This window comes from Labrys sp. HAY1-8F (assembly GCF_056754975.1).
The window spans coordinates 510,209-537,013 of the sequence record NZ_JBPGWZ010000001.1; the positions used below are offsets into that span (position 1 = coordinate 510,209).

Annotated in this window: 21 protein-coding genes; 10 read left to right on the top strand and 11 right to left on the bottom strand. The window is 64.3% G+C overall.

What is annotated here, in order from left to right; all coding sequences use genetic code 11:
* Positions 1-22: 22 nt before the first annotated feature.
* The 10 genes from ACR9ZN_RS02375 to ACR9ZN_RS02420 all read right to left on the bottom strand — a co-directional run bounded on the left by ACR9ZN_RS02375 (position 23) and on the right by ACR9ZN_RS02420 (position 14,813).
* A complete protein-coding gene (locus ACR9ZN_RS02375) occupies positions 23-2,170 on the bottom strand; it encodes a hydantoinase B/oxoprolinase family protein (RefSeq protein WP_481271257.1) in 2,148 nt (715 codons plus the stop codon).
* Between the two features lie 111 nt (positions 2,171-2,281).
* Positions 2,282-4,378, bottom strand: a complete 2,097-nt coding sequence (locus ACR9ZN_RS02380; protein WP_481271258.1) for a hydantoinase/oxoprolinase family protein — start codon at positions 4,376-4,378, stop codon at positions 2,282-2,284.
* A 304-nt stretch (positions 4,379-4,682) separates the two neighbouring features.
* Complete coding sequence (locus ACR9ZN_RS02385) at positions 4,683-5,654, bottom strand: LysR family transcriptional regulator (protein ID WP_481271259.1); 972 nt, start codon at positions 5,652-5,654, stop codon at positions 4,683-4,685.
* 233 nt (positions 5,655-5,887) lie between these two features.
* Positions 5,888-7,348 (bottom strand): amidohydrolase family protein, encoded by a 1,461-nt coding sequence (locus ACR9ZN_RS02390; protein WP_481271260.1) that lies wholly within the window; start codon positions 7,346-7,348, stop codon positions 5,888-5,890.
* Between the two features lie 40 nt (positions 7,349-7,388).
* Entirely contained in the window at positions 7,389-8,906 is a 1,518-nt protein-coding gene (locus ACR9ZN_RS02395) for an amidohydrolase family protein (RefSeq protein WP_481271261.1), read from the bottom strand.
* A gap of 4 nt (positions 8,907-8,910) precedes the next feature.
* Positions 8,911-9,852 carry an ABC transporter permease gene (locus ACR9ZN_RS02400; protein ID WP_481271262.1) on the bottom strand — a complete coding sequence of 314 codons (942 nt, stop codon included), beginning with the start codon at positions 9,850-9,852 and terminating at the stop codon, positions 8,911-8,913.
* Positions 9,853-9,859: 7 nt separating this feature from the next.
* A complete protein-coding gene (locus ACR9ZN_RS02405) occupies positions 9,860-10,810 on the bottom strand; it encodes an ABC transporter permease (protein WP_454818167.1) in 951 nt (316 codons plus the stop codon).
* Between the two features lie 333 nt (positions 10,811-11,143).
* Complete coding sequence (locus ACR9ZN_RS02410) at positions 11,144-12,787, bottom strand: ABC transporter substrate-binding protein (RefSeq protein ID WP_481271263.1); 1,644 nt, start codon at positions 12,785-12,787, stop codon at positions 11,144-11,146.
* Between the two features lie 50 nt (positions 12,788-12,837).
* Entirely contained in the window at positions 12,838-13,821 is a 984-nt protein-coding gene (locus ACR9ZN_RS02415) for an ATP-binding cassette domain-containing protein (protein WP_481271264.1), read from the bottom strand.
* Positions 13,818-14,813 (bottom strand): ABC transporter ATP-binding protein, encoded by a 996-nt coding sequence (locus ACR9ZN_RS02420; RefSeq protein WP_481271265.1) that lies wholly within the window; start codon positions 14,811-14,813, stop codon positions 13,818-13,820. The genes ACR9ZN_RS02415 and ACR9ZN_RS02420 overlap by 4 nt, the downstream gene beginning before the upstream one ends.
* Before the next feature lie 367 nt (positions 14,814-15,180).
* Here ACR9ZN_RS02420 and ACR9ZN_RS02425 point away from each other — a divergent pair, with 367 nt between their 5' ends.
* On the top strand, positions 15,181-15,972 hold the full coding sequence (locus ACR9ZN_RS02425) for an aspartate/glutamate racemase family protein (RefSeq protein WP_454818159.1): 792 nt from the start codon (positions 15,181-15,183) through the stop codon (positions 15,970-15,972).
* Here the strand turns inward: ACR9ZN_RS02425 and ACR9ZN_RS02430 are convergent.
* On the bottom strand, positions 15,919-16,581 hold the full coding sequence (locus tag ACR9ZN_RS02430) for a GntR family transcriptional regulator (protein ID WP_434960927.1): 663 nt from the start codon (positions 16,579-16,581) through the stop codon (positions 15,919-15,921). The genes ACR9ZN_RS02425 and ACR9ZN_RS02430 overlap by 54 nt on opposite strands.
* Positions 16,582-16,801: 220 nt before the next feature.
* On the opposite strand from ACR9ZN_RS02430, the gene ACR9ZN_RS02435 reads away from it, so the two are divergent.
* The 9 genes from ACR9ZN_RS02435 to ACR9ZN_RS02475 all read left to right on the top strand — a co-directional run bounded on the left by ACR9ZN_RS02435 (position 16,802) and on the right by ACR9ZN_RS02475 (position 26,796).
* On the top strand, positions 16,802-17,791 hold the full coding sequence (locus ACR9ZN_RS02435) for an ABC transporter ATP-binding protein (RefSeq protein WP_481271266.1): 990 nt from the start codon (positions 16,802-16,804) through the stop codon (positions 17,789-17,791).
* A 283-nt stretch (positions 17,792-18,074) separates the two neighbouring features.
* A complete protein-coding gene (locus ACR9ZN_RS02440; RefSeq protein ID WP_454818155.1) occupies positions 18,075-19,646 on the top strand; it encodes an ABC transporter substrate-binding protein in 1,572 nt (523 codons plus the stop codon).
* A gap of 490 nt (positions 19,647-20,136) precedes the next feature.
* Positions 20,137-21,102 (top strand): ABC transporter permease, encoded by a 966-nt coding sequence (locus tag ACR9ZN_RS02445; RefSeq protein ID WP_434960924.1) that lies wholly within the window; start codon positions 20,137-20,139, stop codon positions 21,100-21,102.
* Positions 21,099-22,022: an ABC transporter permease gene (locus ACR9ZN_RS02450; protein WP_434960923.1), complete on the top strand. Its 924-nt coding sequence runs from the start codon at positions 21,099-21,101 to the stop codon at positions 22,020-22,022. The genes ACR9ZN_RS02445 and ACR9ZN_RS02450 overlap by 4 nt, the downstream gene beginning before the upstream one ends.
* 29 nt (positions 22,023-22,051) lie before the next feature.
* Positions 22,052-23,251, top strand: coding sequence for an amidohydrolase family protein (locus ACR9ZN_RS02455; protein ID WP_454818151.1), 1,200 nt, complete (start codon positions 22,052-22,054; stop codon positions 23,249-23,251).
* On the top strand, positions 23,248-24,198 hold the full coding sequence (locus ACR9ZN_RS02460; RefSeq protein ID WP_481271267.1) for an ABC transporter ATP-binding protein: 951 nt from the start codon (positions 23,248-23,250) through the stop codon (positions 24,196-24,198). Before ACR9ZN_RS02455 ends, ACR9ZN_RS02460 begins: the two co-directional genes overlap by 4 nt.
* Before the next feature lie 257 nt (positions 24,199-24,455).
* Positions 24,456-24,929: a VOC family protein gene (locus tag ACR9ZN_RS02465; protein ID WP_434961357.1), complete on the top strand. Its 474-nt coding sequence runs from the start codon at positions 24,456-24,458 to the stop codon at positions 24,927-24,929.
* A gap of 369 nt (positions 24,930-25,298) precedes the next feature.
* Positions 25,299-26,081, top strand: coding sequence for a nucleotidyltransferase family protein (locus tag ACR9ZN_RS02470; protein ID WP_481271941.1), 783 nt, complete (start codon positions 25,299-25,301; stop codon positions 26,079-26,081).
* A complete protein-coding gene (locus ACR9ZN_RS02475) occupies positions 26,074-26,796 on the top strand; it encodes a metallophosphoesterase family protein (RefSeq protein WP_481271268.1) in 723 nt (240 codons plus the stop codon). Before ACR9ZN_RS02470 ends, ACR9ZN_RS02475 begins: the two co-directional genes overlap by 8 nt.
* Positions 26,797-26,805 lie beyond the last annotated feature (9 nt).

Consider the following 26,805-nt stretch of genomic DNA (forward strand, 5'->3'; position numbering starts at 1 on the left):
GGTTCCTTTCCTGCGGGCCGGATCAGGCCGCCGCGTGTTCTGGCTGGCTCTGGTGGACGTCGAGCTGTAGCGTGACCAGGGAAGCTTCGTCCTTGCGCACGACCTCGGCTTCCAGCAGCGTGCCGCAGGCGGTACAGACATGTTCGCGCAGTTCGAGATCGGCATGCGTGCGGATATGCGGTCCGTAGGTCTCCGGCTCGATGCGATAACTGCGCACCCTGTCCTTCCAGTTCGCCGTAACGGGGCCGAGGTCGCAACCGCAGCCACAGGCAAAGCGCCCCTCGGCGATGGTGAACTCCCCTTTGCCGGGAGCATGCTTGGGCGTGGCGCCGGCCAGGCGCCGGCTGCGGATCGCGGCCCGGGCCTGTTCGGTTGCGGAGAGGTCGACTGTGCCCTTCGCGATCACCACGCCATATTGGGCGGCCGCCGCCGTGCGGCTGACATGGCGGTTCGCGACATCGCCGAGCACGGCGGCAGGATCGCGCAGCAGCGGGTCGCCATAGCCACCACCGCCCTGGAAGGCATAGCCGAGCACGTCGCGCGAGGTGAGACGCATGCGGCCGGGTTTGGGGCCGATCTGCTCGACTCCGGCAGCCAGCAATTCGTCGAGATCGCCGGCAAGGCCTGCGAGGGCGGCCGGATCGCCGGCGTCGCGGCGGATGACGTTGCGGCCGCAGGCGCCGGGCAGGCCGCCGAACTGGCCCACCGCATTGGGCACCTCCACGCCATGGCCGAGCATCATGGCATGCAGGGCGTCGGTACCATAAGGTGCGATGGCGAGGGAGGCGCCGGCGCCGCCGCGCTGGCGGCCGGGGCCGCCGCTATCGGGTACGAAGGCACGGAAAAGGTAGAGGAAGGGTCCGTTCGCCTCATTGGCCTCGACATTGGCGATGGCCGGTCGCGGCACGCAGAAATCGCCGGAGCCGTCGAGGCCGTCATGATCGGGGAAGGCACCGCCACCACCCGCCGTCGAGTTGAGCAGGAAGGTACCGAACGGCCCGCCGTCGCGGTCCTGCCCCGCCAGGGTCATCACCATCATGTGGCCCTTGGTGACGGCCTGGCTTTCGCCGGCATGTTCGGGCGAGCAGGCCACCATGCGCGACAGCGCGGCAACGACGACGTTCTGGACGATCCAGGCCGTCGAGATCGTGCCCGAGGAAACCGGAGCCGGCCAGGAGGCGTTGCACAAGATGCCTTCGGGCGCGACGAAATCGACGGCGCGCAGGATGCCCTCGTTCCAGCGAATGCGCGGCGCGAGGATCGGCAGGAGCCCGGTGAGCGCGGCGCCGCGCATGCCCGAGGCCGTGCAATTGATGAAGCCGGGCGCTTGCGGCGAGGTCCCCGTCATGTCGAGGGTGAGGCGGTCGCCCTTCTTGGTCGCGGTGACACAGACGCGGTAGAGCACGTTCTCGTGGCCGTCATGCTCGATATAGTCGCGCGCCCGGAAGACGCCGTCGGGCAGGGCTGAAAGGGCCTGGCGGATCTGGCGCTCGGAACTGGCGATCTCCTCGGCCATGATGGTCTCGACCGTGTCGCCGCCATAGCGGTCCATCAGTTCGACCAGGCGGCGGGCCGCCACGGTGTTGGCCGCAATCATCGCCTTGAGGTCGAGGCCCAGAACATGGGGCAGGCGGGTCATGCCCATGATCATCTGCCACAGATCCTGGCGCAGCACGCCGTTCTCCACGAGCTTGATGCCCGGCAGCAGCATGGCTTCCTGCTGGATTTCGGTGGCACCGATGGCCCAGGAACCGAAGCTCATGCCGCCGACATCGAGCTGGTGGGCGCAGGAGCCGGCCCAGGCGACATGGCGGCCCTGGTGGAAGATCGGCGCGACGATCGAGACGTCGGGCTGATGGATGGCGCCGCGATAGGGATCGTTGAGGATGAACATGTCACCCTCGCGGATTCCTGGATTCTCGGCGAACTCGGCATTGATAGAACGGATGACCGAGGACATCGTGCCGGTGTGGAACAGCACCTGCGGACCCATGGTGACGATCGAGCCATCGGCGAGATAGAGGCCGTTGTTGAAGTCGGTCGCCTCGGTCACCACCGGCGAGCCGGAGACCGATTTGAGCGTGATCGCCTGTTCCTCGGTGATCGCCTGCAGCTTGTTGCGCACGACCTCGAAGGTGATGGGATCGATGGCGTTGTCAGTCGTAGACATTGCTGCCTCCCAAGAGCATTTTCCAGAAAAGTCGATAGACTTTTCGGCTAAGAAAATGCGTCAAAACAAAGAATTAGGGCGGGTTGCGATCCCATCGGATCGCACCATGTCCTAGCGCTGCTCGATGGTGATGTTGTTGGTGGCGTCGAGCCGGGCGACCTGACTGGCCGCCACGAAGACCGAGGTCTCGGGGTGCTCGATGACGGCGGGGCCGGTCACGATGAAATCCTTCGGCAGCCCGCGCCAATTATAGACGGCGCAATCCATCCATGCGGTGGCGACAGGCTCGAAGATCCGGCGCTTGCCGACTGTCGGCTCGCCCGTGGGGGCCACAAGGGCGATCTCGGGCCGACGCGCCTTGCCGAAAGCCTCGACACGGACATTGGTCAGCTCGAGGCCGGCCTCGCGGAAGGCCGATCCCTTGCCATAGGTCTGCTCATAAACAGCCTCGAAGCGCGCGACGAGTTCGTCCAGCGTCGCAGCGGCGATCTCGCCCGCCGGCACGGGAATGATGAGGTCGTTGGTCTGGCGGCGATAGCGCAGATCCGCCGTGCGCACGAGCTGGATATCCTCGCGGGCGACCCCGGCCCGGCGCATGGCGTCCAGGCATTCGGCTTCGAGGCTCGCGAAGGCCGCCGCGATCTCGGAGGCGACCAGGCCGTCGGCAGGCGCGCGCGATCCGCCGCCTGCCCGCATCAGCAGCGACTTTTCGACGGCGAACTGCAGGTCGGCGGCGAGCGCTCCATAGGCCGAATGCGCCATGGAGGTCACGGGCACCACCATCTTGGGCACGCCGAGCTCGGCGCCATAGCCGGCGCAATGGACCGGGCCAGCCCCGCCATAGGCGAAGATCACGAAGTCACGCGGATCGTGGCCGCGGCCGATGGTGACCTCGCGCAGCGTATCGGCCATCTGTGCATCGACGATGCGGCGTATGCCGGCGGCGGCCTCCTCGGTGGTCAGGCCGAGCGGCTTGGCGATCTGCTCCTCGATGGCGGCCGATGCCGCCGCCTTGTCGAGCTTCATCTTGCCGCCGAGAAAGGTCTGGGGATCGATGATGCCGAGCACGACATCGGCGTCGGTGACGGTGGCCAATCTGCCGCCCCGCCCGTAGCACACCGGTCCTGGCCGGGCGCCGGCACTGTCGGGGCCGACGCGCAGCTGGCCGTCGATGACGCGGGCGATCGAGCCGCCGCCGGCGCCGATGGCGCGAACCTCGATCATCGGCGTGGCGATATGAAAGCCGCCGGCCTCGTGATTGGTGGACATCAGCGGCTTGTCGTCGACCACGATGGCGACGTCGAAGGAGGTGCCGCCCATGTCGGTGGTGATGAGGTTGCGATAGCCCAGCTTCTTGGCCAGATGGACCGAGCCCATCACCCCGCCGGTCGGGCCGGAGGTGACCAGTGTTACCGGCCGGCGCGCGGCCTCGGCAACCGGCATGACGCCGCCGGCCGAATTGAGGATGGAGAAGGCGCCCTTGAAACCGCGCTTCCTGAGCATCTGCTCGATGCCATCGAGGTAGGAGACGACCTTGGGGGCAAGATAGGAATTGAGCGCGGCCGTGGCCGTGCGCTCATATTCGCCGATGACGGGGGCAACCTCGCTCGAGAGGCTGACATAGGCGCCCGGTACTTCCTCGCCGATGATGCGGGCGGCAATGCGCTCATGCTCGGGATTGCGGAATGACCACAGGAAGGCGACCGCGAAGGTCTGGACCCCCTCGCTCGCCAGGGAGCGAACCGCGGCCCGCACCTGCTCCTCGTCGAGTGCAACCAGCACTTTGCCGGCATGGTCGACACGTTCGCGGATCTCCCGCACCAGATGGCGCGGCACGATCGGCTGGGGATAGCGCCGGCGCGAATACCAGCCGAGCCGGTCGACCGGCACACCGGCGGTAAAGCCCATCAGGCGCTGGATCGCCAGCGTGTCGCCGAAACCGCGGGTGGCGAGCAGGCCGGTACGGGCCCCGTCGCGCTCGATGACGGCGTTGGTCGCCTGGGTCGTGCCATGGCCGAAGGCGATGACCCGAGCCAGCAATTCCTCGCCGGTCATGCCGCGCTGCGCGGCGGCATCCTGTACGGCATTGAAGACGCCGACCTCCAATTCGCCCGGCGTGGACAGCGCCTTGGTGGTAATCAGGCCGCCATTCTCGTCCAGCAGAACGAGGTCGGTGAACGTGCCGCCAATATCGACACCCAGAAACATGGACTTCCTCCCAGCTTGGTACCGGATGATCCATGGCCGAGCGCGTAGGCTGCCGTGCATGGCACAGCGGCTGGAAACGCGCTTGAAATTGGATTCTGTCCCGGCGCGGGGCTCTCTTTCCCCGCGAGCATGGGTCGAGTTTTACGCCCGGGCTTTACGACAATCCAATATATAATTCGCAGCGATACATAGCCAAATGCCTATGAAATGAAGAATGACGAACGGGCTTGCTGAGGCATCGTCCCGGAAATAGCTGGAGCGCCAATTCGTTTCGTTTATTGACGGACGAATCCTCAGCCCGCCATCATACCGCCGCAGGAGGCTCGAAACTCGGTACCTGACCATCTGCGGCTGCCTCCCGCACGAAATCCATCAGCCGGGACTGGAAGCGCGAGAAGGTCTTGCCCCGCTTGTGGATCAGGAAGACGGGGACAGGCAGGTCAAGCCCCGGCGTCGCGACCTGCCGCAGCAGCCCCCTGGCGAGTTCGTCGCGCACGCAGCTCTCCAGCACGAAGGCGACACCGGCATGATGGCGCACCGCCTGCTTCATGGCCTCCGGATGCCCGAATTCGAGGACGACCTCACGATGCCGGATGCCATGGGCATAGAGCGCGTCCTCCTCGAGCTCGCGCCGGACCTGCTGGCGAGGGGAGGAGACGAAGGGCAGGCTTGCGATCTCCTGCGGATCGGCGCTGTTACCGACCAGCGAGCTGTCGGCTGCGACGACCAGGACGAGCTGTTCAGTCCATAGTTTTTCGACGCCGAGGCCATCGACATCGTGCCGTGGATCCAGAATGCACAGTCCAAAATCGCAGGAGCCATCCCTGACGCTGGCGGTGACGAATTGCGGGTTGGAAACCTGGACGGTGATGCCGCCCTCGCGCAAGGTGCGGCGAAAGGCGGCGAACATCGGAGGCAGCACATAGGAGGCGACCGTCATGGACGCCGAGACCACGGCGCTGCCGGCTTCCCCGTCGCCTGACAGCGCCAGCTCGCGTTCCAGTTCGCGGGTTCGGGTGACGACATCGCGAGCCCAGGCCTCGACGCGGATGCCTTCCCGCGTCAAAACCAGGCGCCGCCCGCTGCGCTCGAAGAGCTTGGCGCCGACCTTGTCCTCCAGGAAGCGCAGATGCGCGCTGACCACCGGCTGTGCGATGCGCAGCCGCTCCGCCACGCGGGTGACGCTCTGAAGGTCGCAGACCATGCAGAAGATCTCGAGCTTGTGGAGCGAGGCCTGGGACGCGAACAAGCGCTGCGCACTGTGCCCTTTGGTCATTGGAGTCTTATCGGCACTCGGCATTTCACGCCTTCCGGCTTGAGCTGGAGATCCTTCGATTGAGAAAATAGGTCAAGACAAAGAGTTATACCAATGGCCGCGGGGATTCTCGTTGTTCAGCCGCTCTGTCGCTGTTGCGCTGCCCCTCACCCTAACCCTCTCCCCGTAAACGGGGCGAGGGGCAACGAAACCTCGACGCAATCAAGGAGCACAGCCGGGCCGGCTCGACCAGCTCATGCAAATTTAAACGAGGGTAGGAAGATGTCTTCGACCGGCGGGTGGCGCCAGGTGCGCAGCGGATATTTGTCGATCAGCCGCTCGAACTGGGCCTGGGCTCGCAAGCGATAGTCTTCGAGGTCGATGCCCGGCAATTGCCGGTCGCGCATCACCACCCGGCCGTTGATGATGGTGGTCTTGAAATCCCGGCCGGTGCCGCTGAGCATCATGGTCTGGATGGGATCGATGACCGGGCCGAGTTCGAAGGCACCAAGATCGAACAGCGTCATGTCGGCCTTGGCGCCGGCGGCAAGCCGGCCGAGATCGGGGCGCCCGAGGGCATCGGCCGCCACGAGGGTGGCAGCGTTGTAGAAATCGGCCGAGCTGCAGGCGCCGACATCCGCATCGGCAACCCGGCACAGGCTGATACCGATACGCATGTTCTCCACCATGTCGGGCGGGAAGGTGTCGGTGCCCAGGCCGATCGGAATGCCCTGGCGCTTGAGGCGCGCGAAGGATTCCATGGCGCCGCCATAGCGAGAGAGCACGAGCGGGCAATGGATCAGCGTGGCGCCGGATTGCGCCAGCAGGCCGACATCGTCGCCCCTCCGCGCCACCTTGGAGTGGCCGGTCAGGTAGACGCCATGGGGCAGCAGCGAGCGCCTGGAGAGGAAGCCGAGCGAGGCCAGCCATTCCACCGGCGTCTTGTCATGGCGCTCCACGATCGTCTCGAATTCGTCCATGCCCTGGCAGCAATGCAGGCGGATCGGACAGTCGAGCTCCTCGCGGATATGGGCCGAGCGCCGCAGCAGCTCAGGGGTGCAGTTCTCGATGCGATCGGGCGCCAACATGCCTCGGATCAGCCCGCCATGCGCGCCGTCATAGGTGCGGACATAGTCCCTGGCCGTCTCCAGTCCCCTGAGGCCGCGCTCCTCGTCCCAGAAGGTATCGAAGCTACCGTCCTGGCGGATGATGGTGACACCGGTCATGTAGCAGGGGCCGAGATAAGCCCGGATGCCGATCTCCGCCGCGCTGTCGGCCGAGCGGGCGAACTCGTCATAGGTCTCGGCCCATTGCCGGTAGAACATCGAGGTGATCGGCAGGGCCGTGGTGATGCCGTTGCGCACCAATTGCGCGAAGGCATATTTCATCTTGAAGGTCTGCTCTTCGGCTGAATACATCTCGATCGGACCGGCGGCAAGATAGTCGTCCGGCCAGACGCGCCCCTTCGCCCAGTCGGGCTGGTTGTCGAAGGCGAGGATGGTGGTGTCGAGGTCGCCCAGGGCATTGAGATCGACGAAGCCCGGCCCGAGAATGGCGTTGCCCCCGTTGATTTCCTCGTCGACCTCACCCTGATAGCCACGCCCGACGAAGACGATGGTGTCGTTCTGGTAGACGACTTCGGCATCGACGAGCGTGCGGTGCTGCTCGCCGTCGAAGCCGATCACATAGCGCGCTTTCACTCTGGTGGTGGTCATGATTTCCGGTCCGTTCGGGATGACTTGAGGAGGAGGTGGATCAGGGCGTCATCGGCCCGGCCCAGCGATTGAGGCCGATGGGTGTGGCGAGCGCTTGCCGATACATGCGCCGATAATGGGGTTCGAGCTCGTCAGCGGCGGATTTGCAGCGGGCCATGTATTCGGCGAATTCGCCGGCCAGGAGGCGGGCTTCCTGCTTCAGCGCATTCTCGTCGACCGTGAGCAGGCGGCGGTTCTCGACGACGATGCGTCCGCCCACCATCACCGTGGTGACCGACGAGCCGTTCTCGCAATAGACGAGCTGGCGCCTGAGGTCGTTGAGGGGCGTGAAGGCGAAGCTGTCGAGATCTAGGAGGATGATGTCGGCCTGCCAGCCCGGCGCCAGCCGCCCGGTCGGGCGGGGCAGGCGCATGGCCCTGGCGCCGGCCGATGTCAGCGCGGTCAGGATTTCCAGGGGCAGGGGCCAGCGGTCGAAATCGGGATCGGCGACGTTGTGGACGAGGCCGGCGACCTTGCCGACGGTCCACAGATTGATGCCGTCATCGGTGGCCGCCTCGTCATTGCCGAGACAGACATTGATGCCGCGCTGGCGCAGGCGCCTGAACGGCATGATGCCGCTGCCGATCTTGAGGTTGGACACCGGATTATGGGCGATCGAGCAGCCGGAATCAGCCAGGAGCGCCAGATCGTCCTCGTCGATCCAGATGGCGTGGATGACCATGGCCTGCTCGTTGAGCACGCCCCTATCATGGGCATAGCGGATCAGCGACTTGCCGTAATTGACCTCGCCGAGCACACGCTGCAGGCGCGTTTCCAGGATATGCATGTTGTAGGGAAGGTCGCGTTCGCGGGCGAGCGCGCCGAGCGCCTTGAAATAGGAGGGTGTGACGCGCTGGGGCGCCGAGCACGACACCGCACAGCGCAGCCGTCCCCCGGCGCGATCATGCCAACGCTCGAGGAAGCCCTCGTAATGGGCGAGCAGGTCGGCGTCCGACATCAGGGGCACCGCTTCCATGCGCTCGCGCAGGTGGGGCGGCAGCAGATCCTTCAGGAAGGGGTATTTGGCGTGCTCGACCACATTGGGCTGGTCGAGCGTTACCGTGGCCCGCATGCCGGCATCTTCATAGGCCTGCATAACGTTGTCGACTTCCGTCTGTGTGACCACCGGCACGAAGAAGCAGTCGTCATGCACGGAGGTGACGCCCTGGCGCAGCATCTCCATGGCGCCGAGCATGGTGCGCACATAGGCAAAGCGCGCGGAGACGACCTCGCGCATCAAAGGCGGTACCTCGTAGAGCATGAACAGCTCGAGCGGCCAGTTGTCGAGCGCGCCCTTCATGAAGTTGGCCGGTGAATGAAAGTGGCCGTTGACCAGGCCCGGCATGGCGAGCTTGCCGGCGGCATCGATCACCCGCACGCCGTCCATGCCGATTCCGGCCGCAAGGTCCGGGGCAATCGCCTCGATAGTGTCGCCGCGGACAAGGATGTCGGCCCTCGAATGCTCGCCATTGGTCTCATCGAGCGTGAGGACGCGCGCATCCTTGATCAATGTCAGCATGGCCTCACCGCTCCCTGTCCTGGCCACCGGCCGGATCGGCCCGGTGCTTGACCAACTGGAGACGCGTCCTGGGATCGAGCGAGTCGCGCAGGGAATCGCCGAGCAGGTTGAACGCCATGACCAGGATGGTGATGGCGAGGCCCGGAATGGCGGCGATATGGGGCGCCACGAACACAAAGCTGCGGCCTTCGCTCGTCATGATGCCCCATTCGGCGATCGGGGGCTGCACGCCGAGGCCGAGGAAGCTCAGGCCGGCGGCGGTGATCACCACCGCGCCGACGATGGTGCAGCTATAGACGACGGAGGCGGCCACCACGTTCGGCAGCATTTCCACGAACAGGATCTTGAGATCGGGCGTGGCCATGGCGCGCGAGGCCTCGACATAGGCAAGGTCGCACTCCTGGCGGGCCGCGGCATAGACCACCCGGGTGTTATAGGGCACCAAAGTCACCACCAGGGCGATCATCATGTTGACGAGGCCGGGGCCCATCAGCGCCGCGAGCATGATGGCGAGCAGCGCCATGGGGAAGGCGAACAGCACGTCCATCAGGCGCATGATCACCTCGCCGAGCCGGGGATACCAGGCGCCGATGAGGCCGAGTGGGATCGAGATGGCCGCCCCCAGGAATACGGGGATGACGCCTGAGATCAAGGTGAGGCGCGCGCCGTAGATCAGGCGCGAAAGGATGTCCCGGCCCTGCTGGTCGAGCCCCAGCAGATGGCCCGGCGTGCCAGGCGGGCGAAGCCGCAGGGCCGGATTGGCTTCGTTGGGCGGGAACGGGGCGAGAAGAGGCGCGAAGATCGCCGTGAGGACCAGCACGATGATGATGCCGGCGGCGATGCGGGCGACGGGATCGCCGAGTACGCCGCGCCAGACGAAATAGAGATTGCCGCGGCGCTGCGGCGAAAGCTTGCTGGTCGGCGCCAGGGAAGGGACCGCGGTCATGGCAGCCTCACCGTTGCTTGGGATCGAGGGCGTGGACGATGACGTCCGAGATCAGATTGCCGAGGACGAAGACGATGGCGACCGCGAGCACGCAGCCCTGGATCACCGGCACGTCGCGCTGCATGATGGCGTCGAACAGGAGTTGGCCGACGCCGGGCCAGTTGAAGATGATCTCGGTGAAGATGACGCCACCGAACAGATAGCCGATCTGCAGGCCGCCGATGCTGGCGAAGGTCGGCAGGGTGTTACGCACGCCGTGGCGCAGCACGATCTGCCGGCGGCTGAGGCCGCGGGCGCGGGCGGCCAGGATATAAGGCTGGCCGAGGACATCGAGCATGCGCGAACGGGTGACGCGGGTGACGACGGCGATCGAGGAGGCCGCGGTCGCGATCGCCGGCAGCACCATATGATGGAGCAACTGCCCGAGGCCGCCGGGATCGATCATGTTGTACATGCCGGAGATGGGGAAGAGCTTCCATTTGAAGCCGAAGAAATAGAGCAGCACGATGCCGAGCCAGAACACCGGCAGCGAGGCCAGCACCAAGGTGAGAGCCACCACCGACTTGTCGGTGAAGGTGCGGAAACGCGGCGCCGAGAGCACGCTCAGCCCGAAGCCGCAGGTCAGCACGATCACGAGGCTGCCGGCCATCAAGATGAGCGAGTTGAGGATCTTGGGTAGCAGGATCTGCAGCACCGGCAATTGCTGCGAGACGGAATTGCCGATGTCGCCATGCAGGAGATTCCACAGCCAGCGCAGATATTGCAGGATCAGCGGCTGGTCGAGACCGAGGCGCTGGCGCAAGGCTTCGAGCTGCGCTTCGGTGGCCATGCGCCCGAGCAGTGTCAGGGCGATATCACCGGGAATGAGCTGGAGCGACAGGAAAACCACCAGTGTCACGCCAAGCAGCACCGGAATGGCATAGAGAAGCCGATTGCCGGCAAAAGCGAAGATGGACATGGCAAAGCCCTTCATTGGTGCATCTGGCCGTCCCCATCGAGCTTTCGGATTCACGCATCTCAACCCGAACAGATGGAGCGCTGAGATCCTTCCCGGACTTCGGGGAAGGCGCCGGTGTGCGGCACCGGCGGATGGGGGAGAGCGGTGCGACATGGACCAGTTGGTCGTCCTAAGCGCCACGCTACCCCACCCGAGCCGGCTTTGCCGGCCCCAGCACACACAAGTTGTGTGCGACCTCCCCGAAACCGGGGAGGGATCGTTGCGCTTTGCTCGTTTCGGCGTCGATTCACGAACACCAAAATCTCAGCGGGGGCGACTGGAGGAGGGTTGTTGCTACTGCTTGGTGATGCCGGTGAGGTCGAACCAGTGCTGCGGCGCCAGCACGAAGCCCTTCACTTCGGGCCGGGCCGCATAGACGGAATCGGCCGTGTAATAGGAGGTGAAAGCCATGTCGTTGGCGATGGCATCGCGCACCTCATGCAGCTTCTTGTCCATGGCCTCCGCCGTGGCGGCACCGCGGGCCTGCGACAAGAGGGTGTCGATCTTGGGGTTGTTGTAGTAGCCCGAATTACAGCAGTTCGGCGGCAAGGCGGTGGTGGTTATCATCTGGTCGAGCCAGGCAAAGGTGCTTTCGCCCCAGGAGGCCGATGTCAGGCCGGTGCCCTCGCGCATGCCCTTCGACATCATCTCCCAGAAGGTGTTGTTGTCGAACATCTCGATGCTTGCCTTGATGCCGATCTTCTCGAAATCGCGCTGCAGCCACTCGGCGTCGCCCTTGGTATTCACGTCGGCGCCGGCACCGAAGGTCCAGTCCATCCTTGTGGTGAAGCCGTTGGGGTAGCCGGCTTCGGCCAGCAGCTTCTTGGCGCCTTCGGGGTCGTAATTGCAGTCCTTATAGGCGGGATCGAAGCCTGGGCCGCCGGGATTGAGTACGCCATAGGCTGGACGGGCCAGGCCCTTGCGCTGATATTTGGCCATGTCATCGCGGTTGATCGCCATGCAGGCGGCCTTGCGCACGCGTACATCCTTGAAATGCTCGTCCTTGTGGTTGAGCCATAGCACATAGATCATCGGGCTCTGGCCCGAGATGATCTGGATGCCCTGCTGCTTGAGGAAATCGAGAGAATCGGGAGAAGGCGTGCCGATCACGTCCACTTCGCCGCCGGCCAGCGCCAATTCGCGCGTGGAGACCTCGGGAATGCCTCTGAAGATGATCTGATCGGCCTTGGGCTTGCGCGTTGGATCCCAGTAATTGTCGTTACGGGCGATGACGAGTTTCTCGCCCACCACTCGTTCCACGAATTTGAAGGGACCGGTGCCGATGGGATGCTGCTCGATCTTGTCGTTGCCATAGGTCTCGACGGCGGTGGGGCTGATCATGCGCGGCGCACCCGAGCCGCCGGCGGCCATCCGGCGCAGGAACTCGGCATTCGGCTGCTTGAGATTGATCTTGAAGGTAGTGTCGTCGACCACCTCATAGCCGGCGAGGTCCTGCCACATCCAGCCCATCAGGCCGGGGGAGACAGGCTGGAAATATTTGAAATTCTTGTCCGTCATGCGGTCGAGATTGAACTTGGCCGCCTGCGCGTTCCAGGGCGTACCGTCATGGAACTGGACGCCCTTGCGCAGATGGAAGGTATAGCTCTTGCCATCGGCCGAGACGTCCCAGCTCTCGGCCAGCGCCGGCACGATCTTGGGCGCGACGTCGGGGCCCTTGGTAAGATCCTCCTCGACGAAAGTCTCGAACAGATGGCGCACCACCTTGAAGGTGTTCCAGGTGCGCGAGGCGTGGGGGTCGAGGCGGCTGAAATCCGATTCCACCGCGAAAGTGATGGTGTTGCCGGCCGCAAGCGCCGGTGGCGCGTCGAAGGCGGCAAAGGCGCCGGCGATCAGCGCGGCGGCCGTCACGCCCGCGCGCAGCAGGCCGTTCCACGACCTGCGCGGTCCCGTTCGTTCGGTGCGATGCTCTTTCGTCATGATGGTTCCCCTCGTGATTTTTCATTGTCGTTGGGATGGTGTTTTGACGTTCAGGGCCCGCCATGGCGGAAGCAGGCCACTTTCCTTTCGCCGGCGATGGCCGTCAGCGTGGGTGCCGATCGGGTGCAGGGCTCGAAGCGCTCGGCGCAATTGCCGGCATAGATGCAGCCCGCTCCCATAAGGCCCGCGGTTCCTTCCAGATCCTCGGCCCGCTCGGCCGCCTGTTCCCAGCGCGAATCCTTGCGCAGATGCAGCACGGTTCCGAGGAAGTCGCGGGTGAAGGGATGCAACGGCTCGGCATAGACTTCCTCGCTGGTGCCCTGTTCGAGCACGCAGCCGCGATACATCACCATGGTGCGGTCGCAGAACTGCTTGACGATCTTCAGGTCGTGGGAAACGAACAGGAAGGTGAGATCGAGCTTCTTTCTCAGCTCCGCCAGGAGATTGAGAATCTGGGCCTGGATCGAGACGTCGAGCGCCGAAACCGGTTCGTCCAGGAACAGGAACTCGGGTTCGAGCGCCAGGGCGCGGGCGATGGCGATGCGCTGGCACTGGCCGCCGCTATATTCGTGCGGATAGCGATAGGATTGGCGCGGATCGAGGCCGACGAGTTCGAGCAGTTCGTCGACGCGCCGGCTGGCCGCCGCGCCGGAAATGCCGAAATTGAGCAGGGGCCGGGCGATGTTCTCGGCCACCGTGCGCCGCGGGTTGAGCGATTGCAGCGGGTCCTGGAAGACGATCTGCAGCCGGCGGCGATAGTGGCGCATCTTTTCGCGCGAGAGGGCCCGCAGATCGGTTCCATCATAGCGTATCTCGCCGCTGTCAGGCTCGATCAGGCGCAGGATGATGCGCCCGAGCGTCGACTTGCCCGAGCCCGAGCCGCCGACGCAGCCGAGGATCTCGCCCTTGGCGATGGTCAGGCTGACATCGTTGACCGCCTTGGTGCTCGCGGCGGGCCGGCGCAGCAGGCCGCCCTTGCTGACGGAGAAGGTCTTGTTGACGGAACGCACCTCGATCAGGGCAGGGCGCGTCATTGGGTTGCACCCGCAGCGGCGAGGTGGCAGCGCACCATCCGACCCGGGCCGGCGGCGCGCCAGTCCGGCAGCTTCTGATGGCACAGCCCGATCGCCTGATCACAGCGCGGCGCGAAGCGGCAGCCGGGCGGTGGCGCCAACAGGTTTGGCGGTTCGCCCTTGATGAAGGTCATGGCGTCCGAACGGGCGTCCGGATCGGGAATGGAGCGGATGAGGGCCTTGGTATAGGGGTGCAGCGGCTCGGACAGGACCTCATCGATGTCGCCGGCCTCCTGGACATGGCCGCCATACATCACGAGGACGCGGGTGGCGATGGCGCGCACCACGCCGATATCGTGGGTGATGATGACGATGGGCAGGCCGGTCTCGCGGCTGCGTTTCTTGAGCAGCAGCAGGATCTTGGCCTGGACACCGACATCGAGCGCCGTCGTGGGTTCGTCGGCGATGAGGAGTTCCGGCTTGCAGGCCAGCACCATGGCGAGGCCGATGCGCTGGCACATGCCGCCGCTGAGCTGGTGGGGGTAGCTTGCCAGCACGCGCGCGATGTCGGGAAAGCCGACCTCCTGGAGCGCCTTGGCAGCCGCGGCGCGGGCGCCTTTGCGGCCGAGGGCCGGATCGTGGCGCATCAGCGTCTCGACGAGCTGGGATTCGATGGTGAAGGAAGGATCGAGCGAGGCGCGCGGGTTCTGGAAGATCATGCCGATGGTCTTGCCGCGAACCGTCTCCATCGCCGCCTCGTCGAGAGTGAGGAGGTCGCGCCCGCCGATCTCGATCGATCCGCCGAGATAGCGCCCGGGCGGCGAGGTGATCAGACGGATCAGCGAGAGCGCGGTCACGGTCTTGCCCGAGCCGGATTCGCCGATGATCGCGAGAATCTCGTTGCGATGGAGGTCGAAGTCGACCCCGTCGACTGCCACCACCGTGCCTGCCGGCGTGGCAAACCCGGTCTTGAGATTGCGCACCCTGAGGACGGGCCTAGTATCGCGATCCATCGACATCTCCCTTGCAGGCGGTTCTGTCGGATACGATCTGGAGCGTCACATGTATACAATAATGTGTCAACAATGAAATTCAATCTGCGGTGGCATTGCATCCGAACATCGGGCAACGTCACCACATTCCGTCAATATGAACAGCAAGCGTGCCGGTCAGGCCTGCCAGGAGGGGTGATTGAGTTGATGCGCTTCGTGAAAGGGTTCCTTCGGGCCTGATCGATCCTGATCCTCAACCCAGAAGGGCTGGATGGCACGACGGCATCGTTCCCCATCATTGCCATTGACGCCTGCGGGAAATCACATAAAGATACAATATCGTATACAATATTAAGAACAAAATGCGTCACCCCGTCCGAGGAACCCCATGCGCATCAAGCTCATCAATCCCAACACCACGGCGTCGATGACCGAGGCGATGCGTATCAGCGCCTGCGCCGTGGCTGCGCGCGGTACAGAGATCGTCGCCTCGACTTCTCGTTCCGGAGCGGCCTCGATCGAAGGGCATTTCGACGAAGCCATGAGCGTGATCGGCCTCGTCGACGAGATTCGCGACGGGCCGCCCGCGGACGCCTATGTGATCGCCTGCTTCGGCGATCCGGGCTTGCTGGCGGCGCGCGAAATCACGGACGCGCCGGTGATCGGCATTGCGGAAGCGGCCATGCATGCGGCCGCTTTCGTGGCCACCGGCTTTTCCGTCGTCACCACGCTGGAGCGCACGCGTATCATCGCCGAGCATTTGGTGCGCAACTACGGCATGCACAATCACTGCCGCCGCGTGCGGGCGACGGAACTGCCGGTACTCGAACTCGAGCAGCCGGGCACGCGGGCTCGTGACATCATCCTGGCCGAGTGCCAGATGGCGCTGGAGGAGGACAAGGCCGGGGCGATCGTGCTCGGCTGCGCCGGCATGGCCGGCCTGGCCGATTTTCTCGAGGACAGGTTACAGATCCCGGTGATCGACGGCGTCTGCGCCGCGGTCAAATTCGCCGAGGCCCTGGTCGGCATGGGCCTCAAAACCTCCAAGCATGGCGACCTCGCTTATCCCCTCGCCAAGCCCTATGCCGGCAAGTTGGCCGCCTACGCGCCAGCCGACTGGCGCGTATCAGCCCAGCGGTCGGAAGAGCGACTTGAAGTCGATGCGGGCCGGAACGTCTGACAGGTCTACCTGGGCTTCGACATGGCGCAGATGGTGCTCCATGTTGCGGGCGGCATCCTGCGCATCGCGCTTGGCCAGGGCATCGACGATGCGCTTGTGTTCGTCATAGGCGCAGGGAACCGCACCGGGAGATTCGTAAAGCGCGATCACCAGCGAGGAGCGCGACACGAGCTCATGCACGAAATCCTTGAGAACGTCATTGCCGGCCATGGAGGCAAGTTCGCGATGAAAGTCTCCCGACAGTTGCAGCCGCCGGCGCTTGTCGCCTTGCTCCTGGGCCCGGGCCTCCGCTTCCACCGCGGCCCGCAGGCGAGTGATCTCCGCATCGGTGATGGTCGCGGCCAGGCGCCGGATCAGGATGCACTCGATCTCGCGCCGAGCCTCGAAAACCTGGCGTGCTTCCTCCACCGAGGGGCGGGCCACGATCGCCCCCTTGTTGGGGATGAGCTCGACCAGTTTTTCATGGGAAAGCTGCTGCAGGACCTTGCGGATCAGCGTGCGGCTGACGCCGAAGGCGGTGGCCAGGGCATCCTCCTGGAGCGGCGTGGCCGGTCGAAGCTGATGATTGATGATGGCCGAATAGATCTCCGAATGGATCCGTTCGTCCACCCGTCCGCGGCGCCTGGGGGCGACCGGCGCTTGCTTCGTTTGAGGCCCGGACGATGGGGGCATGATGTGGCCTTGCAATTTGACTCAACGGAGGAAACCAAGTGTATTCTACATTGTATATTGCCGAGTTGGAAACAACCCCTGTCATGGTGGCCGCAACCAGGCGGCGGCACCCGGATTGTGAGGCGGCATGACCAGTTCACACAGTGAAACAGATGGGATGACGACGTTGCCTCCGGCCGTGCTGGAGGTCCGGGATCTGCGTATCGAGTTCCCAACACGCACGGGCACGCTGGTTGCCATCGACAATGTCTCCTTCGACATCGGCCAGGGCGAGATCCTCGGGGTGGTCGGCGAATCGGGTGCAGGAAAGTCGATGACCGGCAGCGCCCTGATCGGGCTTTTGCAGGCGCCGGGCCGCATCGCGGCGGGCAGCATCCGGCTGAGCGGGGAGCGCATCGACAACCTGCCTCCGCACCGCCAGCGCCAGATCCGCGGCCGGCGGATCGGCGCCATTTTCCAGGACCCGTTGACCAGCCTCGACCCCTTGTTCACCGTGGGGCGGCAGCTGACCGAGACCATCCGCACGCATTTTCCCAATCTGAATCGCGAAGGAGCGCGCCAGCGGGCGATTCGCCTTCTCACCGAAGTCGGCATCGCCGACCCCGTCAATCGTTTCGAACAATATCCGCATCAATTCTCCGGCGGCATGCGCCAGCGCATCGTCATTGCGCTGGCGCTGGCGGGGGAGCCCGAGCTGATCATCGCCGACGAACCGACGACGGCGCTCGACGTTTCGATTCAGGCCCAGATCCTGGCCCTGCTCAAGCGCCTGGCACGAGAGAAGAACACCGCCATCATGTTGGTTACCCATGACATGGGGGTGATTGCCGAGATCGCCGACCGCGTGGCGGTGATGTATGCCGGGCGAGTGGTCGAGATCGGCCCGGTGGAAGCGGTGGTGCATCGGCCCAACCATCCCTATGCGGCTGGCCTGATGGCTTCGATCCCATCGCTCAACCGGCAGGTCGAGCGCCTGGCGCAGATCGACGGGGCGATGCCGCGTCTGGGCAGTTGGCCCAAGGGCTGCGCCTTCCACCCGCGTTGCCAGCAGAGCGGTCCGCGCTGCCAGGCCGAGAGTTCCCGGCTCGCCATTGCAGGCGCCACCGCGGCGGCCTGTTTCTTGCATCAAGGCGGTACAGCGCTCTGACGATCACGCGGGAGCGGCATCTCCCGCGCCGGGTAAACTCGTCTCCAACGCTGCCATACAATATTGTATACTCGTTATAGTACAAATTTGTAGACGGCTGGTGCCGCTTATGGAATGATCGAAATGCCCGAACTGGATACGGGCAGGGGAATGGATCGTCTGCGAAGAACGGTGTCACCAGCCATTCGGAACGCAGCCGATCGCTTGGTGGCGAAGCGCGAGACAAAAATAAAGCCGCGCCGTCGTGACCGCCGACGAAGGACCGTTTAACCGGGAGATGGCCGTGAAGACCTATTTGAAGATCCTGCTGATCGCCTCGTGCGCCGTGCTGGCCACGGGAGCGGCCAGCGCCAAGACGCTGCGTTTCGCTGAAGCCCAGGAAATCAGTTCCATGGACCCGCATGCGGCGCGGGACGACTTCACGCTCAGCCTGCTCAGCAATGTCTATGAAGGATTGGTGCGCTGGAACCGCGACCTCAAGCTCGAGCCGGCTTTGGCCGAGAGCTGGGAGGCGGTTTCGGACACCGAGTGGCGGTTCCACCTGCGCAAGGGTGTCAAGTTCCACAATGGCGACCCCTTCACCGCCGACGACGTGATCTTCTCCTTCGAACGGGCGGGCGCGCCGGGCTCTCCCTTCGCCGGCCTGCTCGAGCCGATCGCCAAGATTACCAAGGTCGACGACCATACGGTGGTGGTTACGCTCAAGCGCAAATATGCGCTGCTGCTCAACGATTTCGCCGGCTGGTACATCCTGGACAAGAAATTCCAGGAATCGGTCGGTGCCACCAAGCCGATCGACCTGTCCTCCAACACCGGCGGCGCCATGACCACCCAGGGCATCGGCACCGGGCCGTTCAAGCTGGCCTCGCGCCAACCCGACATACGCACCGTGCTGGTCAAGAACGAGGACTGGTGGGACAAGCCGCAGCACAATCTCGACGAGATCGTCTATACGCCGATCACCAATGCCGCCACCCGCGTCGCCGCCCTCTTGTCGGGCGAGGTCGACTTCATCCGCAATGCACCGCCCCAGGATGTGGACCGCATCGCATCCACACCCGGCATGAAGATCATGCGCGCGCCGCACCTGCGCTCGATCTTCTTTGGCATGGACCAGCAGAGCAAGACATTGCCGGGCAGCGGCGTCGAGGGCAATCCGCTCGCCGATGTCAGGGTGCGCAAGGCGATCTACCAGGCCATCGACATCGAGGGCATCAAGCGCAGCATCATGCGCGGCAATTCGCGCCCGACGGCCGTGCCGCTCGCGCCCGAGCTTCCCTACTACGATGCCAGCCTGGACGTGCGCTTCCCCTATGACGTCGCCGCCGCCAAGGCGTTGCTGGCGGAAGCGGGTTATGCCAAGGGCTTTACCCTGCCGATGGATTGCCCGGCCGGTTCCTTCATCAATGACGAAAGGATCTGCCAGGCCACCGTCGGCATGCTCGCAAAGATCGGCATCAAGGTGCAGTTGACCATGCACACGCCGGTCCAGACCGACACCGAGCTGCCCGCCGGCAAATATTCCTTCTACATGCTGGGCTGGGCCGGCCTGCCCTCGATCGACGCCTACAACATTATGTCGGCGACGATCCATACGCCTACCGGCGATCTGGGCACCTGGAACCCCAAGGGCTATTCCAACCCCAAGGTGGACAAGCTGATCGAACAGATCGGCACCGAATACGACCCGGCCAAGCGCCAGGCCATGATCTCGGAAGTGGTGAAGATCCATCGCGACGAAGTCGGCAAGATCATGCTGCACCAGCAGTTCCTGACCTGGGGCATGAGCGACAAGGTCAATGCCGTCGTGCCCGCCGACGAGTATACGCGCTTCTGGTACTACACCATGAACTAGGGCTGCGAGCCGGCCTGTGCCGGCGACGCCATGCCCTCAGTCTTCGCTTGCCGCATGATGTTTTCTCCGGGTCCCCCGAAACTGTCCGGCGTCATGCGCAAACGGAGGGGCGGTTTCTCCCACCGCCCCTCCGCAGGTCCCGTGGGGTGTGACCGCATTTCAGCTTATTCACTCTGATGAGGTCGCTCAGCCCCTCACCCATACCCTCTCCCCGTAAGAACGGGGCGAGGGGGCTTTGGCGGCGAGTTTCATGCCGGCGGTACGCCATCTCGCCCGACCGTCGGGCGAGATGAAGGGACTGAAGATCAATCGCAACGCTCGTGCCTCCTCGCCCCGTTCTTACGGGGAGAGGTAAGGTGAGGGGCAGCACAAACCGAGGGGCATTGCCGTTGGGTCGTAGCCTTTGCTCAACTTCTTGTTTTGACGCACTTTCTCGACCGGAGACTCCTTCGTCTCTTCTGGAAAATGCGCCAGGGATCGAGAGACCCTCATGATCTCCATGCTCGCAACCCGCCTCACCAGCGTCATCCTGGTCATGCTGGTCGTTACCGGGTTGTCCTTCTGCATCTTCAATTTCCTCGGCGACCCCGTGAACAATGTACTCGGCGTCAATGCCACCCTGGCCCAGCGCGAGGAATTGCGGGCTGCCCTCGGCCTCGACCAGCCGACGATCGTGCAATTCTGGCGTTTCATCGAACGGGCGGTGGTTGGTGATTTCGGCGTCTCCTACCGCAACCGGCAGCCCGTGCTCGATCTCATCCTCACCCGCTTGCCGGCGACGCTGGAACTGGTCTTCGCGGCGACCCTGACCGCCTTGGTGGTCGGCATTCCCATGGGGGTCTATACGGCGCTGAGGCCGCGCGGATGGTTGAGCCGCCTGTTCCAGATGGGCTCGCTCCTCGGCATTTCCATGCCGCAGTTCCTGATCGGCATGCTGCTGATCCTGGTCTTTTCGGTGGAGCTGCGCTGGCTGTCGGCCTTCGGGCGCGGCGACACGGTGCGGATCGGCTGGTGGACCACCGGTTTCCTCACGGTGAGCGGCCTCAAGGCCCTGATCATGCCCACCATCACGCTCGCCGTCTTCCAGGTCTCGATGATCATGCGCCTGATCCGCGGCGAGATGTTGGAGGTGCTGCGCTCCGATTTCATCAAGTTCGCCCGGGCCCGCGGCCTGTCGGACCGGGCTGTTCATCTCACCCATGGCCTGCGCAACAGCTTGTTGCCGGTGATCACCATCGTCGGCCTGCAAATCGGCTCGCTGATCGCCTTCGCCATCGTGGTCGAGGCGGTGTTCCAATGGCCCGGCATGGGCCTCCTGATCCTGCAGGCGATCGAGTTTGCGGATTTTCCGGTGATGGCAGCCTATCTCGCCTTCGTCGGTTTCAGCTTCGTGCTGATCAACCTGATCGTCGACCTGACCTATCTCCTGGTCGATCCGAGATTGAGGGTGAAATGAGCCAGTTTGCCGCCATCGTCCGGACCATGGCCACCAGCGAACTCGCCTGGCGTTTTCGCACTTCGCCCGCGGTCATCATCGCCACCTTCATCCTCGGCCTGCTGATCCTGTGCGCCGTGGCCGCCAACCTGATCGCGCCGCATGATCCCTTCGATCCGGCCACGCTCGACATCATGGATGCACGCCTGCCCCCCGTCTGGTCGGAAGGCGGGAGCGTCCGCTACCTGCTCGGCACCGACGAGCAGGGCAGGGACATTCTGTCGGCCATCTTCTACGGCATGCGCATATCGATCCTGGTCGGCGCCGCAGCCGTGCTGTTCTCGGTTACCATCGGGGTGACCCTCGGCTTGCTGGCCGGTTATTTCGGGGGCTGGATCGATGCCCTCATCATGCGCCTTGCCGATGTGCAGCTCTCCTTTCCAACCATCATGATCGCTTTCTTCATCGATGGGGTCGCCAAGATCGTGATGCCGGCGGCGTTGCGCGAAGACATGCGCTTCTATGTCGTCATCCTCGCCATCGGCGTCGCCGACTGGGTACAGTTCGCACGCACGGTGCGGGCCGCCACCATGATCGAGCGCCAGAAGGACTATGTGGCCGCGGCGCGCATCAGCAAGGTATCCAGCCTTCGCATCGTGCTCTCGCATATCCTGCCCAACACGATCGGGCCGGTGCTGGTGCTCGCTACGCTCGGGCTGGGCGTCGCCATCCTCACCGAGGCAATCCTGTCCTTCCTTGGCCTGGGCATGCCGCCTTCCCAGCCCTCGCTCGGTACGCTCATCCGCGCCGGCAACGATCTCCTGCTGTCGGGCGAATGGTGGATCTCCCTGTTCCCGGGGGCCGCGCTGGTGCTGCTCGTCCTCTCCGTCAACATCGTCGGCGACTGGTTGCGCGATGTCCTCAATCCTCGTCTTCGTTGATCCCTGTTTTGTCGATCATGGGCCCTGAAATGACCGATCTGCTTCTCACCAATGTCCGCCCGGATGCCAAGGAAAGCGCCGACATCCTGATCCGCGGCGGCAAGATCGCCGCCGTCGGCCGCGACCTGGCCCGGCCCGAAGGCGTGCCGCAGGTGGAGGGCAAGGGGGCCATCGCCATCGCGCCTTTCGTCGAAGCACACGTCCATCTCGACAAGATCCTGTGGGGCCTGCCTTGGCACAGCATCAATGTGCCTCCCTCCTTGCGGGCCATGATCGACAATGAGGTCGCCATCCGCAAGGAGCTGCCCTGGGGCGTGCCCGAGCGCGCCGGCAATCTGATGCGGCGCTGCGTGGAGATGGGCTCGACCCATATCCGCAGCCATGTCGATATCTCCACCACCTACGGGCTCGACAATCTGCACGGCGTGCTGGAGGCCTGGCAGAAGGTGAAGCATGCCGTTGGCCTGGAACTGGTCGCCTTCCCCCAGACCGGCCTGATGATCGATCCCGGTACCGCGGATCTGATGGAGGCGGCGCTGGACGAGGGCGCCTCGGTCATCGGTGGCATCGACCCGGCCACCATCGACGCTGATCCGAAGGGACATCTCGACACCATCTTCGACATCGCGAGCCGCAAGGGCGCCAAGATCGACATCCACCTGCATGAGCCAGGGGAACTGGGCCTGTTCGAGCTCGGCATGATCGCCGAGCGCACGCGCGCTCTCGGCATGCAGGGCCGCGTCGTCGTCAGCCACGCCTTCTGCCTCGGCGACGGCCCGGCGCACAAGGTGCAGCGCATGATCGATGTGCTGGCCGAAGCCGGAATCGGCATCATTTCCGCCGTACCGGGCGAGATTGGCTTCCCACCGATGTTCGAGCTCGCGGCGCGCGGGGTGCGCTGCGCCGTTGCCTCCGATTCGCTGCGCGATACCTGGAACCCGCATGGCGATGGCGACATGCTCGACCGTTGCTGGCTCCTGGCCTACCGCACGCATTGCCGCACCGATGCCGAGTTGCTCAGGGCGCTCGACATGGGCACGCGCCGCGGTGCCGACCTGCTCGGGCTGGAAGGCTATGGACTCGAGGCAGGCTGCGAAGGCAGCCTCGTGCTGATCGAGGGCGAGAACCTGGCGCAGATCCTGGTGGATCGCCCGCCGCGCGCGCTCGTGGTGAAGAGGGGCCGTGTCGTGGCCGCCGACAATCAATGGATCGATAGCGAGGCGCCATGAAGCAGGACAACGCCAGCCCGCTGGTCGAGGTCGCCGATCTCTCCAAGACCTTCGACGTCTCGGCGCCCTTCCTGCAGCGTGTGGTCACGCGCGCCGGCCGCAAGCTGGTCCGGGCCGTCGATGGCGTGAGCTTTTGGATTGAGCGTGGCACCACCTTTTCGATCGTTGGCGAGTCGGGCTGCGGCAAGTCCACCATCACCCGCCTGATCGCCGGTCTCGATGCGCCGAGCGCGGGTCGTATCGACTTCGTCGGCGCCGGTGGCAGGGCGGTGCGGTTGCAGATGGTGTTCCAGGATCCGGTCGGCAGCCTCAATCCGCGCTGGCGCATCGGCCGCAGCATCGCCGAGCCGATGCGGCATCTGCCGGGCGCCGAGCGCCGGCGCCGGGTCGGTGAACTCCTGGCGACCGTCGGGATGGCGCCCGGTGACGGCACCAAATATCCGCATGAGTTTTCCGGCGGCCAGCGCCAGCGCATCTCCATCGCCCGCGCCCTTGCCGCCGAGGCCGAATTGCTGCTGCTGGACGAGCCGACCTCCGCCCTTGACGTCTCCGTCCAGGCGCAGGTGCTCAACCTGCTCAAGGACCTGCAGCAGCGCCTCGGCCTGACCTATCTGTTCATCAGCCACAATCTGTCGGTGGTGCGCTTTCTCACCGACCGCATCGGTGTGATGTATCTCGGCCGCCTGGTGGAGGAGGGGCCGGGCCGCACCGTGTTCGACACGCCGCGCCATCCCTATACGCGGCTGCTGCTGGAGACGATCCCCGATATCGAAAATCCCAACCGGGATCGCGCGCCCCTGGCCGGGGATCTGCCCAGCCCGCTCAATCCCCCTTCGGGCTGCGCCTTCCATCCGCGCTGCCCGCTGGTGATGGAGGTGTGCAAGCGCGAACGGCCCGAAATGCGGACGGTCGAAGGTGACGTGCGTGTCGCCTGCCACGCGGCATGATGGAAGTCTGGTAGCCTGCGCCGCTGCCCTCATCGAACCGTCTTTGCTCACCCATCCTGCCGAGGCAGTGCCCCGCGAGCCGTGACTTCGAACAACAAGTGCCTGCACCAACATTGACTTTTTGGGCGTAGCTGTCGGAACGTTGTGCGGCGGGAGTGCATTCTATGGTCATGGTGCGGTGCTCAGGCCGATTGCGAACGACCGCGAGTCCGTCAGAAGCTCCATTGGCTCTGAAAGCGAAAGGACAAGCAATGGCGATTGCCAAGAACACGATCTGCGTGTGGTACGACAAGGACGCCGAGGCTGCGGCCCGCTTCTATGCCGAGACCTTTCCTGACAGCAACGTGCATGCCGTCCATCGCGCTCCCGGCGACTATCCGTCGGGCAAGGAGGGCGATGTACTGACGGTCGAATTCACCGTTGCCGGCATCCCCTGTCTTGGCCTCAATGGCGGGCCGGCGTTCAAGCATAGCGAAGCCTTTTCCTTCCAGATCGCCACGGATGACCAAGAGGAGACCGACCGTTACTGGAACGCCATCGTCGGCAATGGCGGCCAGGAAAGTGCGTGCGGCTGGTGCAAGGACAAATGGGGCATCTCCTGGCAGATCACGCCACGCGCCTTGACGGAGGCGATAGCCGCCGGCGGTGCGGAAGCAAAACGCGCGTTCGACGCGATGATGGCGATGAGGAAGATCGATGTCGCGGCGATCGAGGCGGCTCGTCGGGGCTGACGATGCCGCCAATTCGGCAGCGTCGGGATCGATGAGGTCGCTGCCTGGGAGACCAGGGCGGCCTCGGACATCCGGTCGATGCATTGCAAGGCCACTTGCACGGTGTCGGTGGTGGTCGCAACATTGCCATCACTGTGCCATCCACTTCACCCTCGCGCGGCGAAGCCCGGGGTAACCGCTGCGGCTGGCAGGCAAGCCCTTCGATTGCGGCTGCGGCGCGATCGAATGCTCACCGGACGTGATCACTTCGGAACCAAGTTGTTCAACGTCGGTTCCAACAGGGAGGATCAATGCTTCGAGCGGGCAAAGGCGGTGGGGATGGCGACAAGCCGCAAGAAACAGACAGGCAAGGCAAAGCGGTCGCACCTGATGCAGGCTATGGCCGAGCCATTGCTGCACGACGACGAAGCAGAGAGCTTCGTGCAACAGGCCATCCACGACCTGGCTGCCTGCGATGTTCCGTTTCTGGTGGCCGGCACCTTTGCCGTCAGCGCCTATACCGGCATCACCCGCCTGACCAAGGATCTGGACATTTTCTGCAAGGCGGGGGATGCCCAGCGCCTGCTCGCCTATTTCCAGGCCGAGAACTATGCCGTCGAGATCGAGGATGATCGCTGGCTCGGCAAGGTTTTCAAGGGCAAGAAGTTCTTCGACGTCATTTTTGCCTCGCCGAACGGCACGATGCCGGTGGGAGACGACTGGTTCGAGCAGGGACGCCAGATCCATCTTTATGATTGCAAGGTAGGCATCGTCGGACCGACCGATCTCATCTGGTCCAAATGTTTCGTGCAGATGCGCCATCGCTATGACGGCGCCGACGTGGTCCATCTCATCCTCAAGACGCATGCGCAGATTGACTGGCAGCGCCTGCTTGCGCATATGGAGGTGCATTGGGAGGTGCTCCTGATGCACCTGCTCAATTTCCGCTGGATCTATCCATCAGAGCGCGACGTCGTTCCGGCCTGGCTGTTGACGGAATTACTCGAGCGGCTCGCTGCACAGCGGCAATTGCCGCCCCCACAGATGAAGATCTGCCGGGGCCGCATGTATTCACGCATAGACTTTGAGATCGACGTTAAGGAATGGGGGTTTGCCGATGTGGGCGGTGAGGGGGACCGCCGCGCTTCCAAGGGACACAGAAGCGATGAATGACAGGCCAAAAAGCATCAAGGTGGCTGCCCTGGCCGACCTGCATGTCAAGGATACGCCGGAAGAGTCCTACCGCGATCTCTTCAAGGAGATTTCGGAGGCGGCGGATGTGCTGGTGCTGGCCGGCGACCTCACCGATCTCGGCAAGCCGAAACAGGCCGAGCATCTTGCCGCTGACCTCACCGCATGCAGCATTCCCGTGGTCGCCGTGCTCGGCAATCACGACTATGAGGGAGGTGAGACGGACAGGCTGGCTTCCATTCTGGAAGCGGCAAAGGTGCATCTGCTCGACGGCCGTCATGTCGAGATCGAAGGTGTCGGCTTCGTCGGTGTGAAGGGATTTGCAGGTGGCTTCGGGCGCTTCATGCTGAGCTCGTTCGGCGAGCCCGCCATCAAGGCCATGGTGGCCGAGGGCATCGACCAGGCGATGCGCCTGGAGAATGCCATGCGGCAGGTTCGCGCCGATCGGGCGGTGGTGGTGCTTCACTACGCCCCCATCGTCGAGACGGTCGCCGGCGAGCCCCCTGAAATCTATCCCTTCCTGGGTTCCTCGCGGCTCGCCGAAACCATCGATCGCTTCGAGGTCAGCGCCGTGGTCCATGGCCATGCCCATCGTGGTGCCTATCAGGGCAAGACGCCGCGAGGCGCCCCCGTCTACAATGTGGCGGCCCATATCGAAAAGCCGACGGGCCGGCCCTACGCCTTGCTCGAGATCTGAATGCGACGG

What these genes read in the sequence shown, in the direction of transcription:
- ACR9ZN_RS02375 (WP_481271257.1), bottom strand. Translation starts at nt 2,170, where the DNA reads ATGTCTACGACTGACAACGCCATCGATCCCATCACCTTCGAGGTCGTG.
- ACR9ZN_RS02380 (WP_481271258.1), bottom strand. Translation starts at nt 4,378, where the DNA reads ATGTTTCTGGGTGTCGATATTGGCGGCACGTTCACCGACCTCGTTCTG.
- ACR9ZN_RS02385 (WP_481271259.1), bottom strand. Translation starts at nt 5,654, where the DNA reads ATGACCAAAGGGCACAGTGCGCAGCGCTTGTTCGCGTCCCAGGCCTCG.
- ACR9ZN_RS02390 (WP_481271260.1), bottom strand. Translation starts at nt 7,348, where the DNA reads ATGACCACCACCAGAGTGAAAGCGCGCTATGTGATCGGCTTCGACGGC.
- ACR9ZN_RS02395 (WP_481271261.1), bottom strand. Translation starts at nt 8,906, where the DNA reads ATGCTGACATTGATCAAGGATGCGCGCGTCCTCACGCTCGATGAGACC.
- ACR9ZN_RS02400 (WP_481271262.1), bottom strand. Translation starts at nt 9,852, where the DNA reads ATGACCGCGGTCCCTTCCCTGGCGCCGACCAGCAAGCTTTCGCCGCAG.
- ACR9ZN_RS02405 (WP_454818167.1), bottom strand. Translation starts at nt 10,810, where the DNA reads ATGTCCATCTTCGCTTTTGCCGGCAATCGGCTTCTCTATGCCATTCCG.
- ACR9ZN_RS02410 (WP_481271263.1), bottom strand. Translation starts at nt 12,787, where the DNA reads ATGACGAAAGAGCATCGCACCGAACGAACGGGACCGCGCAGGTCGTGG.
- ACR9ZN_RS02415 (WP_481271264.1), bottom strand. Translation starts at nt 13,821, where the DNA reads ATGACGCGCCCTGCCCTGATCGAGGTGCGTTCCGTCAACAAGACCTTC.
- ACR9ZN_RS02420 (WP_481271265.1), bottom strand. Translation starts at nt 14,813, where the DNA reads ATGGATCGCGATACTAGGCCCGTCCTCAGGGTGCGCAATCTCAAGACC.
- ACR9ZN_RS02425 (WP_454818159.1), top strand. Translation starts at nt 15,181, where the DNA reads ATGCGCATCAAGCTCATCAATCCCAACACCACGGCGTCGATGACCGAG.
- ACR9ZN_RS02435 (WP_481271266.1), top strand. Translation starts at nt 16,802, where the DNA reads ATGACGACGTTGCCTCCGGCCGTGCTGGAGGTCCGGGATCTGCGTATC.
- ACR9ZN_RS02445 (WP_434960924.1), top strand. Translation starts at nt 20,137, where the DNA reads ATGATCTCCATGCTCGCAACCCGCCTCACCAGCGTCATCCTGGTCATG.
- ACR9ZN_RS02450 (WP_434960923.1), top strand. Translation starts at nt 21,099, where the DNA reads ATGAGCCAGTTTGCCGCCATCGTCCGGACCATGGCCACCAGCGAACTC.
- ACR9ZN_RS02455 (WP_454818151.1), top strand. Translation starts at nt 22,052, where the DNA reads ATGACCGATCTGCTTCTCACCAATGTCCGCCCGGATGCCAAGGAAAGC.
- ACR9ZN_RS02460 (WP_481271267.1), top strand. Translation starts at nt 23,248, where the DNA reads ATGAAGCAGGACAACGCCAGCCCGCTGGTCGAGGTCGCCGATCTCTCC.
- ACR9ZN_RS02470 (WP_481271941.1), top strand. Translation starts at nt 25,299, where the DNA reads ATGCAGGCTATGGCCGAGCCATTGCTGCACGACGACGAAGCAGAGAGC.
- ACR9ZN_RS02475 (WP_481271268.1), top strand. Translation starts at nt 26,074, where the DNA reads ATGAATGACAGGCCAAAAAGCATCAAGGTGGCTGCCCTGGCCGACCTG.